The following is a 15,951-nucleotide window of genomic DNA, read 5'->3' as shown; positions in this document are numbered from 1 at the left end:
TAATTACAAGAGCGCTGCGGCCTGCGTGAGCTTCCAGAGTTTCGCCCAACCCTGCTCCAGACTCGAAGGCTCCAGATACTCGTCGCGGGTATGGATGTTCTCCCCAATCACGAAGCCCGTGCAAAGCGCGGGTATTCCTTCATGCAACAACCAATTCGCGTTGGTGCCGCTGATCGTTTCCGACAACGGCAGGTTAAGCTCCGCATGGACTTCCCGCACGCATTGGGCGAGCGGATGGGAAGCGTCGATATGTCCGGCTGGCCGCCATCCGATTCGTTCGATTTCGACCGAGACATCGGGGATCGCCGCCGCGAACTTCTCCAGCGATTCCGGCGCCGCCGCACAGAGCCAGTTCAGTCGCTCCGGATCGACCGATCGCAAATCAAGAAGGAAAACCGCCTCTTCGGCGATCGCATTCACGGTGGTTCCCCCTTCCAAACGTCCGACGTTGTAACTGAGTTCCTCCCGCTTCCAGGGCGCGAAATCCTTCAGCCGCGCGATCCATTCGCATGCCACATGGAGGGCGCTCGGCTCTCCGAATTTCCCCCAACTGTGACCGCCAGGCACTTTGAACCTCACCCGAAACCGTACGCTTCCGACCGCCTGCCGGGTCATATGGACCATCGACAAATCGAGGATGAGACCTTGGCGCAACCTTCCCTTCAATTGCCGAGTCACCTCCTTGATGCCGCGCAGATCCCCCTGCCCCTCTTCGCCCACGGTGAACGACAGAATCAACGGCAGCGGTTTCCCCAAAGCGACAAGCCGTTTGGCCAATACCATCAACATGGCGCACGCCGCGGTGTTGTCCTTAATTCCCGGACAATACCACCGTTCCCCCTCCTCCCGCACCGTCAAACGTTCGTCGGAAAAAACGGTGTCGGTATGGGCGTCGATCAAAGTCATCCGATCGCAACCGGGATCCAGGTCGACCCAAAGATTATGGATTTCGTCCCTTCGCACATGGCTCACCCCATGTTCGGCCAACCACTTTTCGATGAAATCGACCCGTTTCTCCTCCCGTCCGGTCGGCGCCCCGATCTGGACCAACTCCCTTAAGGTCGTTTTCACCAACGCCACATCCTCCGCCAACGCATTCGCATCCATGAGGAAGTTGTTACTACAATTCTCAAGGGAGATGTCAAAACAAAGAAGCCCCCGACCCGAACCAAACGGAGTTCCCCGTAACATCGAGTTTTCACTCGATGGTTCCCCCCCTTTCACGACGCTCATCCGGCGAAAGCCGGGATGCTACGAACCGGCGTAGCATCGAGTTTTCACTCGATGACTCCCCCCTTTCATGAGGTTCATCCGGCGAAAGCCGGGATGCTACGAACCGGCGTAGCATCGAGTTTTCACTCGATGATTCCCCCTTCCACAACGTTCATCCAGCGAAAGCCGGGATGCTACGAATACGGCGTAGCATCGAGTTTTCAATCGATGATCCACCCTTCCCCGCCGCTCATCCGGCGAAAGCCGGATGCTACGAACCGGCGTAGCATCGAGTTTTCACTCGATGATTCCACCCTCACGCTTTCTTCCGGCGCGCGATTACGCGATCCAGGCTCCAACATCCGGATCCGAGCACCCAAAGGGTCAGCGAAATCGAAAAGAAATACATCACGTGATGCCGCGGGAACAATTCGCCCGCCCCGAGGAGGGCGATCCCGATGGTAAATACCAGCACCGTCAATACGCCGGCGGCAACCCGGCTAAACAAGCCGAGCACCAGCAACGCACCGAAAACCAACTCCACCCAGGGCAACGCATAACCGTAAGGAACCATCACGAAATCCGGCAACCAAGCCGGGTTGCGTCCTTGAAACGCGTCTCCCCGGTAAAAACTGCCAAGTCCGTTCCTCACTTCCCCGCTCACTTTATCAAAACCGGCCACGGCCATGAACCAACCGATCGTCAGACGGTTGAAAAACAAGAGCCTGGGTAGCGCCGCTGTCCTCTCCGAATCCGTCTTCATCCGGCAGCTCCAGCCGTCACCCCGTAGGTTTCCACCCCATCGGTTGCCGCGCTGGCATACAGTTTCGGCTCGATCCCGGTGGCTGCCCGATAACTTCGGGCAACTTCCACCAGGAATTTGTCCAACTCATCCGCCTCTACCAACGCGACGGCGCAACCTCCGAAACCGGCTCCCGTCATACGGGCGCCGATACATCCAGGGGCGGCCAGGGCGGCTTCGACCATCGCGTCGAGCTCGCGGCAGGAGACTTCGTAATCATCGCGGAGACTTTCGTGACTGCTCACCATCAGTTTCCCAAGGAGAGCGGGATCGCCCGCTTTCATGGCGGCCGCCGCCTGAACAGTCCGCTCGTTCTCCGAAATCACATGGCGCGCCCGCCGATAATTCACCGGCCCGACCTCGTCTTTCGCCGCTTCCAACATTTCCAGCGAGGCGTCGCGAAGGCTGTTCACCGAGAGCACCTCTGACGCGGCTTCGCACTGCGCCCGGCGCTCGTTGTAGGCCGATCCGGCCAAGGTCCGGGCCTTGCCGGTATCGAGAACCACCACCAAGGCGCCCGCCGGCAACGGAATCGCTTCACTTTCCAACGAGCGGCAATCAATCAACAGGGCGTGACCGGCCTTCCCTTCGGCCGAAGCCAGATGATCCATCATCCCGCACTTCACCCCAACCCACTCCACCTCGGCTTTGTGACAAATCACCGCCATTCGCTTGGCCTCCCATTCAAGTTCGCCGACGGCGGCGAAAGCCCCGGCAGTCGCCAGTTCGAAGGAGGCCGACGACGAAAGCCCCGCTCCAATGGGAATATCGGAAAGCGAGATCCCTTCCCACCCGTCCAATTGGGGAAAACGTTGGCTCATCGACCACGCGACACCCCGGAGATAGTCCGCCCATGGGGCGGAACCTTCCCCGGCCTTTTCGATCGAAGCCAGGACAAACTCGTCGGAATCGCCGAAGTCACCGGAGCGAAGAATGATCCGGCTGTCGTTGCGCCGCCGCACCGCCAGCCAGGTGGCCCGCTCAATGGCCAACGGCATCACAAACCCATCATTGTAATCGGTATGCTCGCCGATGAGATTCACCCGCCCCGGCGCGCGGACCAGAAACTCCGGGTCGGTACCAAATTGCTTCCTGAAGGCCTGGATAACGTTTTCTCTCATGCCCCGAAATCATCGGGAAACGGAGCCGCATTGGAAGAATAAAATTTGCCCGGAAAGGCCCCGTCTTCACGTGGACCAGGCACCCCTGCCTGTTGTTCACGGACAAACATGTCCGTGCTCCTTTCCCATAGATCCCTGCTTTCGTCCGACGACACGTCGCCAAACTGAGCAGTCCCGCTCAACCAACGACTTTAGCGACCTTTCCCGCATGGGCAGCCGCTTTCACACCATAGGTCTCCGCCTCGGAGTCCGATTCCATTTTCGGACGAACCGCCGGCGTGACTTTCCCGTCCCTGGCCACCCACTCGATCCGGGTAAGATCCCCGACCTTCCGCCGGACCGAACCGCGGACCGCCAGGAAGTTAGCGGGCATCCCGGGGGCGATCGGGGTTTCATCGGCGATCCAAACCGCCGAGCGACTCGTCGCCATCGCCAGGAGCTCATCGGCTGGCAACCCCGCTTCCTGCATGATCTCCAACTCCCGGATCAACCCGCCTCCAAAGGGAACTCCCGGCCTTCCCGCGTCGGACCCCGCCAAAATCCGGACGCCATTCCCATACGCGTAACGCAACAGTTTCGCATGCTGCTCCAACACGTGTCCGAGATGCTCCCGGACGCCATCACTCAGCCCGCAGCAGGCGGCATGGTCCAGCTTCGCCCGGAGCGGTGCGAAAACCGGGGTCCAAACCAGTCGCTTCTCCCCCAGCAAATCCATGGTCTTCTCCGACATGCAATAACCGTGTTCGATGAAATCGGCCCCGGCCTCCACCGCCGCGCGCGTCCCTTCATCTCCCCTACACTCGGCGATGACCACTTTGCCGTGCTCATGGGCTATCTGCACCGCCAGACGCAATTCCGTCCACCCAAATCGGCAACCCGGCGGAACTTCCACCGTCTCGCAATCGATCACACTCGATAAAACCAACCGAATAAACTGAATCCGCGGGTCGTCCACCAGACGGCGGACCGCCCGGGCCACTCCTTCGCGGTCTCCTTCCACCACCCCGCCGAGGCATCGGCATTCGCTGCCCAAGCTCACCCCGCGACCGGCGGTCAAAACCATCGGGTAACCTTCCCGCCCGGTTGAGGCCTTCTCCATGGCAATCCCGACTCCAAACGGATCGCCCATGTCCCGCACCAATCCGACTCCGGACAAAAACGCGGTCTTCAACCGCCGGAACGCCGCCTCCTGTTCGACCGCCGACGGCTGATCCAGGGAGCGGATTCGCGCGCCCGGATCGAGAGGCCACGGCTCCAAGGAAAGATGGACCCGGGCATCAACCATCAAAGGGAGTAACGAATAGTGCAGCAAATCGAACACCTCGACGCCGATTTCGCGTTTCGGAAATTCGACCAACGGCGTCACCGACACGAATTTCCCTTGTTTCACTTCAAGGATGCGCGCCGAGAAATTTCGTTTCTCCGGATCGAATACCCGGCCGCAGATAACATAATAGTGCGAATTGACGGGAGCGTTCATTGGCAGGTCAAGGTGGTGAAGTCCCCGCCGGGCCGGTCGTCCTTCGCTTCGAGCGAACCTGAGGCAACCTCCACTGCGGAAACAAGTGGTTCATCAGGCCACCAGTGTAGGCCCAAATCCCCCGCCCGCCTCCGCATCGATTGCCCAAGGGAACGCGGGTCTTGTATCATCAACCACCGCCCCCAAACCAAAGTGGCTCGGGGCGTCCCGCCTCAGCACCGAGCAGAAGCCACACTCCCGAACCACACGGAGGCGGGGACGCCTCCGCCACTTTGTCCCCCTTACCCGGAAAAGAACTCGTGCAACTCCCGCACCACTTCCACGAACCGTTCGGCCTCTTCCAGTGTATTATAAAGATAAAAACTGGCCCGGGCCGTCGATGGCACTCCCAGCTTTTTCATCAGCGGTTGGGTGCAATGATTGCCGCCTCGCAAGGCGATACCTTTCTGGTCGGCGAAGGTGACGATGTCATGGGCATGAACGTCGTCGAAATGGAAGCTGACGATTCCCGCCCGCTCGTCGGTCGGACCGAACAATCGGATTCCCGGCAACCTCGCCAACTCCCGGGCAGCGTAATCGGCCAAGGCGTGACCATGCTCCAAGATGTTCGCCCGACCGACCGATTCCAAATAATTCATCGCCGCCGCCAACCCGATCACTTCGGCGATCGGCGGAGTCCCCGCCTCGAACCGGTGCGGCGCGTTCTTGTAACTGCTTTTCTGATACTCGACCGATGAAATCATTTCTCCGCCGCCATGGTACGGCGGCATCGCGTCGAGCAATTCCCGACGTCCCCAGAGAACTCCGATGCCGGTCGGACCACACATTTTATGTCCCGAAAAGGCGAGGAAATCGCACCCGATCGAGCCGACGTCCAGCGGACCGTGTCCGGCGCTTTGGGCGGCGTCGACGAAGGTGGTGATCCCTTTCGCCCGGGCCAACGCGGAGAGCTCGGCCACCGGATTGATCACTCCGAGCGAATTCGAGATGTGGGTGAAGGCGAACATCTTCACCCCGGAATGCAGCAACCGGTCAGCTTGGGCGAGATCGAGCCGGCCGTCGTCGCCCGTGATCGGCCAAAACTCCAGCTTCGCCTTCTTCCGCTGGGCCAACAATTGCCACGGCACCAAGTTGCTGTGGTGCTCCAATTCGGTCAGGAGAATCGTATCCCCTTCCCGCAAAAACGCCTCCCCCCAACTGTGAGCCAACAGGTTGATCGCCTCGGTCGTGCCCCGGGTGAAGACGATTTCGTGCGCGTCGCCCGCGCCAATGAACTGGGCCGCCCGTTCCCGCGCCTCTTCGAAGGCGACGGTGGCCCGATGACTCAAGGCGTGGATCCCGCGGTGGACGTTGGCGTTGTCGTTCTGGTAATAATCCGACAAAGCCGCCAAGACCTGACGGGGCTTCTGGGTGGTCGCGGCGTTGTCGAGATAGATCAGCGGATGTCCGTGGACCTGTTGGCCCAAAATCGGAAAATCTTCCCGGAAAGCCGCGATGGCGGATGATGGACGCACGCTCATTCCTCTTCGGTCCGGACTTTGGCCTCGTCGCCCTCCAACGCCGCCAACGCGGCGTGCCAGGCGAGAGTGGCGCATTTGATCCGGGCGGGAAACTGGTGGACCCCGGCGAACGCCGACATATCGGTCAACTCGGCCGGATCCGCCTCGCCGGTCGTCAGCAAGTGATGGAACTCCGCAAAGAGTTTCTTCGCCTCCTCGGCGCTCTTCCCCTTCATCATCGAGGTCATCACCGAACCGGACGCCTTGGAGATCGCGCACCCCTGCCCTTGGAAGGCAATATCCTCGATCTGATCCCCCTTCAATTTAAGGAAGACGGTGAACTGGTCGCCGCACACCGGATTGTCCCCGGCGGCGGTACGGTCCGGATCCTCCAACCGCCGAAAATTCCGCGGTCGCCGGTTGTGATCGAGAATGACTGTCTGGTAGAGCTCAGTGAGATCCATTCTCAACAAGATAGACGGTCACTGTCGCTTTGCAATGCCAGATCGATGCGTGACGCGATTTCTTAAGGGGCGTAGTCGGGTTGGCTTCGCCGCCCGACCGCAGCCGGCCGGAGACGACCGAAATCCCTCGATCTCCGCGTCGAGGGCGGATCGATGATTCCAGGCGTTTCGAAGACTTCGGAGAATGGGGCGGCAAAGCCAACCCCACTACTTGGAATACATCAGAAAACCTGTGAACGCCGCATGCATTCGGCTTTTCCCCCTCGTAGGCGGATTGGCTTCGCCGCCCGGCCGCAGCGGCCGGAGACCGACCGAAATTCCTCGACCTCCCGCGTCGAGGGCGGGTCGATGATCCACGGGTGTTTCGAACGCTTCGGAGAATGGGGCGGCAAAGCCAACCCCACTACTTGGGAGACATCAGAAAACCTGTGAACGCCGCATGAATTCGGCTTTTCCCCCTCGTAGTCGGGTTGGCTTCACCGCCCGGCCGCAGCGGCCGGAGACGACCGAAATCCCTCGATCTCCCGCGTCAAGGGCGAGTCGATGATTCCAAGCGTTTCGAACGCTTCGGAGAATGGGGCGGCAAAGCCAACCCCACTACTTCAGCAATCCGCAAAGGTGGCGGACGCGTGCCGGCTCCCCCACTTTGTCGCTCTTAACCCTTGTAAATCCGCAACAAGGCGTCGGCCATGTCGGACGGGGTGGCGGCAATTTCGACGTTGGCGTCGCGGAGGGCAGCGATCTTCGCTTCGGCGGTCCCTTCTCCACCGGAAACGATCGCTCCCGCGTGACCCATCCGGCGGCCCGGAGGAGCGGTGGTCCCCGCGATGAATGCCGCGACCGGTTTCTTGACGTGCTGCTTGATGTAAGCGGCCGCCTCTTCTTCCGCGCTGCCGCCGATCTCGCCGATCATAATGATCGCGTCGGTGTCGGGGTCTTCGTTGAAGAGCTTGATGCAGTCGGTGTGGCTGGTGCCGTTGACCGGGTCGCCCCCGATGCCGATGCAGGTCGATTGACCGTGTCCGCGGGTGGTCAATTGCCAGACCGCCTCGTAGGTAAGGGTCCCGGAACGGGAAACCACGCCCACTTTACCCGGCTTGTGGATGTAGCCCGGCATGATGCCGATCTTGCACTCGCCGGGAGTGATAATACCCGGACAGTTGGGTCCGATCAAACGGGTCTTGGTCGTCTTGAGCTTGGCTTTCACCTCGGTCATATCGCGGACCGGGATCCCTTCGGTGATGCAGACCACCAGTCCGATCCCGGCGTCGATCGCTTCGAGGATGGAATCGGCGGCGAACGGAGGGGGGACGAAAATGACCGAAACATCGGCGCCGGTTTCCCGGACGGCCTGTTGCACGGTGTCGAACACCGGGACCTTATCTTCGAACCGGCTGCCGCCCCGGCCCGGAGTAACGCCGGCGACCAGATTGGTGCCGTAGTCGAGACATTGCTTGGCGTGGAAAGAGCCGGCTTTACCGGTGATCCCCTGAACGAGGATGCGCGAATTTTTGTTAACCAGGACGCTCATGAGCTGAAATTTTTCGTAGTGAAGAAGTAATTACAAGGGAAGACCCGGAACCCGATCAGCCTTTGGCGACCAATTCCACGATTTGCCGGGCGGCGTCGCTGAGGCTGTCCGCCGGCACGATCGCCAGACCGCTCTCGGCGAGCAATTTTTTGCCGGCGTCAACATTGGTGCCTTCCAGACGGACCACCAACGGACGGTCGAGCTCCACCGCCTTGGCCGCCTCGATGATCCCGGTCGCGATCACGTCGCACTTCATGATGCCGCCGAAGATGTTGACCAAAATCCCCTTCACGTTGGCGTCGCTCAGGATGATCTTGAAAGCTTGAGTCACCTGCTCGGCGGTGGCTCCCCCGCCGACATCGAGGAAGTTCGCCGGAGCTCCGCCGAAGTGCTTGATGATGTCCATCGTCGCCATGGCGAGACCGGCGCCGTTGACCATGCAGGCGATGTTTCCATCGAGAGCGATGTAATTGAGATTGTACTTCGAAGCCTCGATCTCCTTCGAATCCTCCTCGTTCAAATCGCGGTAGGCGACGATGTCCGGACGGCGGAACAAGGCGTTGTCATCGAAATTCGCCTTCCCATCGAGGGCGAGAAGCCGACCGTCGGGAGTGGTGACCAACGGATTGATTTCGATCAAGGAGGCGTCCTTTTCCCAAAAGAGCCGATACAGATTCGCCAAAAGTTTGACGCATTGCTTCACTTGATCGTCGGCGAAACCGAGTTCGTAAGCAACCTGCCGGGCCTGATACGGTTTCAAACCGAGGGTCGGATCCACGACCACCTTGACAATTTTCTCCGGCGTCTCGGCGGCGACGGTTTCGATGTCGACGCCCCCTTCGGTGGAAGCGATCACCACGGGGCAGGAAGTCGCCCGGTCCATCACGATCGCCAAGTAATATTCCTTGGCGATATCGGAGGCTTCGGTGAAGTAAACAGTCTGCACCATCCGCCCGTCGGGACCGGTCTGATGGGTGACCAAGGTGTTACCGAGCATCTTGCGGGCGAGTTCCTGGGCCTCCTCGCGGGATTTCACCAATTTGACGCCCCCCTTCAAGCCATCGACAAAAGTCCCCTTCCCGCGCCCGCCGGCGTGGATCTGGGCTTTCACCACCGTCGTTCCCTGGGGCAATTTCTCGAGGGCCACCGGAAATTCCTCCAGGCTTTTCCCGACATAACCTTCGGGGACCGGAATCCCGTATTGTGCAAAAAGTTCTTTGGCTTGATACTCGTGTATATTCATGGAGACGTGATGTCAGACAATAGGAGCCCGACACTTAAAAACACCCTGTCCCCATACGCAACGAAAAACCGCAATCCCGGAAAAGGATGCCAAAGCCCCCGCCGTAGCATCGAGTTTTCACTCGATGATTCCCCCTTTCACGACATTCATCCGGCGAAAGCCGGGATGCTACGAATGTCGGCGTAGCATCGAGTTTTCACTCGATGATCCCCCCTTCCACGGCGCTCATCCGGCGAAGGCCGGGATGCTACGAATGCCGCCGTAGCACGACTTTTCACTCAATTATTCCCCCTGCCACGGCGTTCATCCGGCGAAAGCCGGGATGCTACGAATGCCGGCGTAGCATCGAGTTTTTCACTCGATGATTCCCCCTTTCACAACGCCTCATCCGGCGAAAGCCGGGATGCTACGAACACCGGCGTAGCATCGACTTTTCACTCGATGATTCCCCACCTCCCACGACACTCATCCGGCGAAGGCCGGGATGCTACGATTATTCGTCCAACGTGAATCCCACCTCGACCGTCACCTGCCAATGCGCGACTTTGCCCTCTTCGAGATGACCGCGGGTTTCGACGACTCGGAACCAACGCATGTTGCGCACGGTTTTCGAGGCCCGGGCGATCGCGTTTTTGACCGCTTCGTCGGTGCCTTGCGGCGAGGAGCCGACCAAGGTAATGATTTTATAGATGTGATCGCTCATAATTGAATCCTCCAGGGTGTAGTTGGTTCAGGTTCACCCGTATGGACTTACCCTACTCCTCCCCCTCTTGCATGGCAAGGGAGATATCCCTCCCGACGATTTCCTGCCTCGACGCGCATAGGGATTGCCTTACGACGTCATGTGACCGAATATTCGCGCCATGTGGTTATCTACCTCTGACTATTACGAAGACGGACGGCGTTACTCCATCCAAGAGCTCGGCGCCCTCATTTACCCGCTCGATACATTGATCGATATGGTCCGAAGTCTGACGCCCGCCGGCGCCTTCGAGCAACCGATCCTCCGCCGGATGGAGACGACGGAGGCGATTTTCGCGATTTACCAATTGTTCCATGCTCTCCTTGAGGACACCCCCATTCCCGAAGAGGGCCATCCCGGATATCAAGAGGCCTTGGTCGATGAGATCCTTTCCCACATGCACGCCTGCATCGAATTGGAACTCGAAGTGGCCGGTTCGGTCGACGAAAGCGACGAAAGCCGACGCATCGCCTGGGAAACATTTCTCAAACACATCCCCGAGTGCGACGACGAAGGCAGGCCTTTTCAGGAAGCCTGGCTCGAATCCCATGGAGTTGCCCCGGACGCCCCCACTCCCTTCCTTTCTCCGGCCCTCGACTCCAACAGCTGGAGAGATCTCATCGAGATCATCGCGGGGGAATTCCTGGCCGACCGCGATTGGGAACTGGAAGCCCTCCTTGATCGTTCCCTCGACGATACCGCCCACCTCCGCGAAATGATGGGCCTCGACCTGGATCGAGTCCACCGCCTTCCCCATACTCCCAGCCCGGAAGAACTCGCCCGCGCAACCGAATACCTGAATGCATTGAACGACGCCTTTTCCGCGACCTTGGAGGAGAATGTTGACTGAATGGCATGCGAGAAGGATGGGAACGGCTGGAGCCGACCGGAGGAGCCGACACACCCCACCATGCTTGCGCATGGTCCCCCCCTCTCAAGAGGGGATCGGCGTGAAAAAGTTCCCCTCTTGAGAGGGGGGGACCGCTCGCCAGAGCGGTGGGGTGTGTCGTGAGAGTCCGCCGAGCCCCAGAATGGCGTCCGACTACCGGCAGGCAGCCAAGGCCTTTACCAGCCAAGGATAGGCGATGCGCTCCTGTTCGAGCCGAAGATTCGGGGCGAGGCGGTTGTCCCGAAGGTCGTTGTAAAGAGCGTTCTCCTCCGGGGTCAGCCGAGAAAGATCGCGACGGATCGGTTGGGGTTCATCTCCCCAAAGATCGCGAAAGGTTTCAAAGGTCCTTCGATCCATGAGAAGAGATTCGGCATGGGGAAGGTGGATACGGAGTTGGTCGAGAATCGCGAAACCGTGGGTGTCGATGTCCCCCCAGTAAAGGACACGGCACCGCGCGAGCCAGGCCGCCTCCGCGAGCGTCGCCCAGCCGTATCCGGAGCCGAAAACCACGAGGCTGTCGGGGAGATCGGGGAAAGCGAGGAAGTTGATTTCGTTTTCGGTAATAAAGACCCGGCCCACCTCCGGTTCCAAGAGGGCGAAGGACTCGGCGTCCAGGGTGAGATCCCGGCCGACGCGGCCGGGAAGAACGCTGCTTCCTGTATCCAAAGTCCGGAACCTGATCCGTTCCGGCCGGCCGCGGAATCCGTAGCGTCGGTTAAAACCGGCAGCGCCCACGGCCGAGGGATCGATGGCCTCCGCCGGCAGCGCGAGGTCGAGCCACTCGGTCAACACTTTACGGCGCGCTTCCACAAACTTGGTGTGGACGCCGGAGACCGGCAGTTGCCGAAGATAGATGCCGGGCCGCGGATTCGCCCGCACCCACTCGACGATGTCGAGCAACCGTTCCCAATCGGCGTGCAACTCGAGCGCTCCCATCGGGCGACGGGCCAACCAGGGAAGTAGAACGGGGAGACGGGACCGGGTCGCTTCCAGCAGAAACTGGAATCGCGTCCATTCCCGGCGAACGCCGAGGAATCGGACCAGTTCCTCCAGGCTGCGGAAAACCGCCGCGGCGGGAACCAGATTTCTCCCGAAAAGGCGATGGGTGGATTGTCGCCAATCTATGGATACCTCCTCCTGCTTCTCCCATTCGACGATCCACATATGGACGCTGGAAAAATCGGCGGCGAACTCGCGGGATGTCGGCCCTTTCAGGGGGATCTGCAGCGGGAAGACCGGCTCCTCCGGAGGCTCGACCTCAGCGGCCAGAATGTCGCCCCGATCCCAGCGCTTCCGCAGGCGGGCGCGAAGGCTTGAAAGCGTCGTCCATGTCTGCCCAACCGAATCCTTCATCTTCGCCCCAACGGAGGACGGACATTCCTGTCTGTCCCTAAATACCGCACCGGCAGGAATGCCGGTGTCACGTGAGACAGACATTCCTGTCTGTCCACCGGCAAGAACCCCGGTGCCGCATCAACCGCCTCATGCCTTTCATTCCGGACGATCATCACGAGAGAGCTTTGGCCTTTTCCTCCCGGTACGCTTCGATCGATAAATTGCGCAAACGGGAGGAACCACTGTCTTCATTGTGGACGAAGCCGACCGAGGCGACGTAGGGCTCGATGATGTGGATCTTCTGCAACGGGGTGACGATGAGCAACTGGAGGTTGAGTTGCTGGAAAAGGCGCAAGCCGTATTGGGCGGACTCGTCGGAACCGCGGCCGAAGGCTTCGTCGATGACGACAAAACGGAACGACCGGGAACGGACCCTCCCCCACTCCAGGCCGAACTGGTAGGCGAGGCTGGCGGCGAGAATGGTGTAGGCGAGTTTTTCCTTTTGACCGCCCGACTTGCCCCCGGAATCGGAGTAATGTTCGTATTCCTTGTCGTCCTCGCGCCATCGTTCGCTGGCGGCGAAGGTGAACCAGTTGCGGACATCGGTCACTTTTCGGGTCCATCGGCGGTCGAGCTCGGTCTGGCCTTCGCGTCCGCGGAATCGCTCGATGATCCGTTTCACCTGGAGAAACTTGGCCTCGGAATACTGGGCGTCTTCGGAACCGGTCAGGGCGCCCTCGGTGCAGGCGCGCAACTCCGATTGGAAATCGCGGATGTCGGCGTCGGGCGCGGGTTGCGCCTCCAGGACGATGTAACGAGCCGGACTGTAATCGATCTCGGCGAGGGATTGGTTGATCCGGCCGACCCGTTCCTTGATCGATTCGCGGACCCGGCTCAGATGGGCGTGGAAGTTGGCGATTTCCCGGATGGTATTCTGGTTGAGCAACTCCTTGAACCGGGCCTCGAAACGGGGGAGATCGTCGGCCTGGAGCCGGTCCAGCATTTCGCGAAATTCCCCGGCCGACTCCATCGCGGGATCGATCTCCTGGGTTTCCACCGGATAGGCCTCGCAGTAACCTTTCATCGCGACCAGCACCTTGTCGCGGACCCGGCCGACCGCTTTGTCTTTGTCGTCGATCCGGCCTTGCAGCCATTCACGAACGTCGCGCTCGCGGTTGTCGCACGATTCGACGGTGAGAAGATGTTCGCCGAGCGCCTCGGCGCACATCTTCGCGAGGGAGTCGGAACGGGCGGTCAATTCGGCGGGATCGGTCTGTTGAAGGAGCCCCGATGTTTCCTGCCGCAAAGCTTCGGCGCTTCGCTTCTTCTCCTGTGTCACGCCGAGCTGGATACGCGTTTCCGAAAGTTTCTTCTCGGATTCCGCGATCCCGCGGCGGATCTCCGTTAATCGGACGTTGAGTTCGCGCAGGATGTCGGAAGCCCCTTCCAGCCGCCGTCGCTCGTCGGCCAGGTCCTGGATTTCCTTTGCCGGGGTTTCCCAATCGATTTCCCGGAAATCGCGGTATTCTTCCAAACGAGTGAGGGTGAGAAGCCGTTGCTGGAGTTGTTTTTGTTCCGTCTGGGTTTTCCCGATACGCGCGGCGACCTGGGCGAGTTCCGCTTCGAGGCGTTCCTGTTGCGATTCGAGGGCGGCGATCTTGGCGGCGTTGCTCCAGCCGAGCACGTAGCGGCTGCGGTCCTCGAGACGGTGGCGGTCGTCCTTTTCGTGGCGTTCGCCCGGCATCTTCACCTGGCCGGAACGGGTAATGGCCCGGGTTTCGCGGCGAAATTGTTCCTGGGTGGCGCAACAGGCGATGTCGAAGCGTTGGGACAACTCGCGCTCCAACCAATCGTAGTAGGGAGAGTCGGGTTTGATTCCGACCTTGCGGACGAGGGAATCCGGGTGCAGCTCGTAGGTTTCGCCGCGCCGCGGTTCCCGAATCCGGAAATAGACGAGACGTCCGCGCAGGTGGGTCCGATCGACCCATTCGACCACCCGGGGGTAGTGCCTTTCCGGCACGAGGAGCGAGAGGCCGAAGTTGTGCAACAGCCGTTCGGCCGCGCCTTCCCAGTCCTTTTCGTCGTCGCGCACTTGCAGAAGTTCGCCCGCGAACGGCATGTCGCCGGGGGCCAGGCCGAGTTCCTGGCAGAGGGTTTCGCGGATCCGGATCTGCCCGGACGGAATGTTGCTTTGACGGGCCTTCAAGCTGGCGATCTCGGAGGAAAGTTTCCCGTTCTCGTCGCGGCCTTGCTTGAGGGTGACGCTGTCCTCGGTGATCCGATTTTGGAGATCGGTTTCGCGGTGGGATGCCTCCTGCTTGTGCGATTCGATCCGGCGGTGTTGGGCAATGAAGGCGTTCTCGTCGCGCGCCTCCGGTTCGTCCAGCGTCTGGACGAGATCGGCGTAACGTTTCGCTTTGTCGCGGCGGCGGTCCCGCTCCTGCTCGAGCTGTTTGATCTCGATGGCGAGACGCTCCAGGCGGTCGCCGCCGTTGTCGGAAATCTGTTGGCGCAGTTCGGACTCGGCGTTGCGGCCGATCGAGATCTCCTCGTCGATGGCCGCCACCCGGCGCTCCTGTTTTTCCTCCTCCTCGGCCAGATTGCCGATGCGCCTGGCCAAAAGGTCGATCTTCAGTGTGGCGAAATACGGGCGAAGCCAATCGCGGGCTTCGCGCAACGCGACCACTTCGGCGCTCAACTCGGTGTGACGGTCGCAATCGGCAACCAACGGCGTGAGAAAACCGACTTGCCGCTTCGCCTTCAGCACCGCTTCGTGAGCCCGGTCGAGATCGTCAAAGTGACCGATGAGCGCGGCGATTCGGGGTTCGACCTCGAACGGTTCGAGCATGTGGCCGCGGACGAAATCGGTCAGGTTGCCGACGGATTTCATTGAAACCGTTTGGTGGAAGAGGTCGAGCGCCTGTTCGTTTTCGATGCCAAACCGCCGCCGGAACCACGCGCCGTAGGGCGGAAAGCTGTCGAAGACCTCGGCCCCGCCCGAGCGAAGTTTCTTACGCAATTGGTTGATGTCGGAACCGAATTTGGAGAAGTCGGCGGCGATGCCCAACTGACTTTCGGCGGTGACGTAAAAGCGCGCCGGTTGCCCCTGCGGATCCTTGAGCCAAAAGACGCAGGCGAGAGTCACCGTCTGGGCGTATCCAGGATTCTCGAACACCGCGAGGATCACCGAGTAGGTGTTATGGTCCCGCAAACCGACTGGACGGGCGACTCCGGTGGTCTCATTTCGTTCCGAACGGTAGTAGCCGAGGACATACGAACGGAGCGAGCGCTCCTTGAAATCGGCCCCAGCGGCCTTGTTGTAGGCGACCCGGTGCGCCGGAACGAGCAACGTGGTGACGGCGTCGACCAAAGTCGATTTGCCCGATCCGATCTCGCCGGTGACCAGCGCGTTTCGGCCCTCCGGGGTGAGACTCCAAACCCGGCCGTCGAAGGTCCCCCAGTTGAACAATTCGAGGCGCTTCAGGCGAAACCCGGTCAAGGTGTCGTCCGTGGCGAAATCCAGGGAAAGCGGGTCGGCGTCGATCTGGTTGAGGCTACGTTCCATGTTGCGGGGGACAATCGCACGCGAAAGGCGGTCGGGTTTCAACCATCAAATGATGGCGCTTGACGTCC

The 15,951-nt window shown here is 60.4% G+C and carries 12 protein-coding genes; 1 reads left to right on the top strand and 11 read right to left on the bottom strand.

Annotated elements, in window-relative coordinates; genetic code table 11:
- Window positions 1-3 precede the first annotated feature (3 nt).
- The 9 genes from ACWUI2_RS08930 to ACWUI2_RS08890 all read right to left on the bottom strand — a co-directional run bounded on the left by ACWUI2_RS08930 (window position 4) and on the right by ACWUI2_RS08890 (window position 10,055).
- Entirely contained in the window at window positions 4-1,107 is a 1,104-nt protein-coding gene (locus ACWUI2_RS08930) for a M20/M25/M40 family metallo-hydrolase (protein ID WP_486982507.1), read from the bottom strand.
- A gap of 421 nt (window positions 1,108-1,528) precedes the next feature.
- On the bottom strand, window positions 1,529-1,975 hold the full coding sequence (locus ACWUI2_RS08925) for a DoxX family protein (RefSeq protein ID WP_486982506.1): 447 nt from the start codon (window positions 1,973-1,975) through the stop codon (window positions 1,529-1,531).
- Entirely contained in the window at window positions 1,972-3,135 is a 1,164-nt protein-coding gene (galK, locus tag ACWUI2_RS08920) for a galactokinase (protein WP_486982505.1), read from the bottom strand. Before galK ends, ACWUI2_RS08925 begins: the two co-directional genes overlap by 4 nt.
- 178 nt (window positions 3,136-3,313) lie before the next feature.
- Window positions 3,314-4,615, bottom strand: a complete 1,302-nt coding sequence (locus ACWUI2_RS08915) for an amidohydrolase family protein (RefSeq protein ID WP_486982504.1) — start codon at window positions 4,613-4,615, stop codon at window positions 3,314-3,316.
- Window positions 4,616-4,896: 281 nt separating this feature from the next.
- Window positions 4,897-6,135: a cysteine desulfurase gene (locus ACWUI2_RS08910; RefSeq protein WP_486982503.1), complete on the bottom strand. Its 1,239-nt coding sequence runs from the start codon at window positions 6,133-6,135 to the stop codon at window positions 4,897-4,899.
- On the bottom strand, window positions 6,132-6,578 hold the full coding sequence (gene sufU, locus ACWUI2_RS08905) for a Fe-S cluster assembly sulfur transfer protein SufU (protein ID WP_486982502.1): 447 nt from the start codon (window positions 6,576-6,578) through the stop codon (window positions 6,132-6,134). The genes ACWUI2_RS08910 and sufU overlap by 4 nt, the downstream gene beginning before the upstream one ends.
- 655 nt (window positions 6,579-7,233) lie before the next feature.
- A complete protein-coding gene (gene sucD, locus ACWUI2_RS08900; RefSeq protein ID WP_486982501.1) occupies window positions 7,234-8,109 on the bottom strand; it encodes a succinate--CoA ligase subunit alpha in 876 nt (291 codons plus the stop codon).
- Between the two features lie 55 nt (window positions 8,110-8,164).
- Complete coding sequence (sucC, locus tag ACWUI2_RS08895) at window positions 8,165-9,352, bottom strand: ADP-forming succinate--CoA ligase subunit beta (RefSeq protein ID WP_486982500.1); 1,188 nt, start codon at window positions 9,350-9,352, stop codon at window positions 8,165-8,167.
- 493 nt (window positions 9,353-9,845) lie between these two features.
- A complete protein-coding gene (locus ACWUI2_RS08890; RefSeq protein ID WP_486982499.1) occupies window positions 9,846-10,055 on the bottom strand; it encodes a dodecin in 210 nt (69 codons plus the stop codon).
- Window positions 10,056-10,215: 160 nt separating this feature from the next.
- Between ACWUI2_RS08890 and ACWUI2_RS08885 the strand changes: the two genes are divergently transcribed.
- On the top strand, window positions 10,216-10,944 hold the full coding sequence (locus ACWUI2_RS08885; RefSeq protein ID WP_486982498.1) for a hypothetical protein: 729 nt from the start codon (window positions 10,216-10,218) through the stop codon (window positions 10,942-10,944).
- 192 nt (window positions 10,945-11,136) lie between these two features.
- Here ACWUI2_RS08885 and ACWUI2_RS08880 read toward each other — a convergent pair whose 3' ends face one another.
- Together ACWUI2_RS08880 and ACWUI2_RS08875 are read right to left on the bottom strand one after the other, a co-directional pair.
- Window positions 11,137-12,336, bottom strand: a complete 1,200-nt coding sequence (locus ACWUI2_RS08880) for a DUF3322 domain-containing protein (RefSeq protein WP_486982497.1) — start codon at window positions 12,334-12,336, stop codon at window positions 11,137-11,139.
- 154 nt (window positions 12,337-12,490) lie between these two features.
- Window positions 12,491-15,883 (bottom strand): ATP-binding protein, encoded by a 3,393-nt coding sequence (locus tag ACWUI2_RS08875; protein WP_486982496.1) that lies wholly within the window; start codon window positions 15,881-15,883, stop codon window positions 12,491-12,493.
- Between the last annotated feature and the right edge of the window lie 68 nt (window positions 15,884-15,951).

Source organism: Verruconatronum alginivorum, from assembly GCF_056590205.1.
The sequence above is the reverse complement of the archived record's forward strand: the minus strand, read 5'-3'. Positions and strand labels throughout refer to the sequence as shown.

What these genes read in the sequence shown, in the direction of transcription:
- ACWUI2_RS08930 (WP_486982507.1), bottom strand. Translation starts at nt 1,107, where the DNA reads ATGGATGCGAATGCGTTGGCGGAGGATGTGGCGTTGGTGAAAACGACC.
- ACWUI2_RS08925 (WP_486982506.1), bottom strand. Translation starts at nt 1,975, where the DNA reads ATGAAGACGGATTCGGAGAGGACAGCGGCGCTACCCAGGCTCTTGTTT.
- galK (WP_486982505.1), bottom strand. Translation starts at nt 3,135, where the DNA reads ATGAGAGAAAACGTTATCCAGGCCTTCAGGAAGCAATTTGGTACCGAC.
- ACWUI2_RS08915 (WP_486982504.1), bottom strand. Translation starts at nt 4,615, where the DNA reads ATGAACGCTCCCGTCAATTCGCACTATTATGTTATCTGCGGCCGGGTA.
- ACWUI2_RS08910 (WP_486982503.1), bottom strand. Translation starts at nt 6,135, where the DNA reads ATGAGCGTGCGTCCATCATCCGCCATCGCGGCTTTCCGGGAAGATTTT.
- sufU (WP_486982502.1), bottom strand. Translation starts at nt 6,578, where the DNA reads ATGGATCTCACTGAGCTCTACCAGACAGTCATTCTCGATCACAACCGG.
- sucD (WP_486982501.1), bottom strand. Translation starts at nt 8,109, where the DNA reads ATGAGCGTCCTGGTTAACAAAAATTCGCGCATCCTCGTTCAGGGGATC.
- sucC (WP_486982500.1), bottom strand. Translation starts at nt 9,352, where the DNA reads ATGAATATACACGAGTATCAAGCCAAAGAACTTTTTGCACAATACGGG.
- ACWUI2_RS08890 (WP_486982499.1), bottom strand. Translation starts at nt 10,055, where the DNA reads ATGAGCGATCACATCTATAAAATCATTACCTTGGTCGGCTCCTCGCCG.
- ACWUI2_RS08885 (WP_486982498.1), top strand. Translation starts at nt 10,216, where the DNA reads ATGTGGTTATCTACCTCTGACTATTACGAAGACGGACGGCGTTACTCC.
- ACWUI2_RS08880 (WP_486982497.1), bottom strand. Translation starts at nt 12,336, where the DNA reads ATGAAGGATTCGGTTGGGCAGACATGGACGACGCTTTCAAGCCTTCGC.
- ACWUI2_RS08875 (WP_486982496.1), bottom strand. Translation starts at nt 15,883, where the DNA reads ATGGAACGTAGCCTCAACCAGATCGACGCCGACCCGCTTTCCCTGGAT.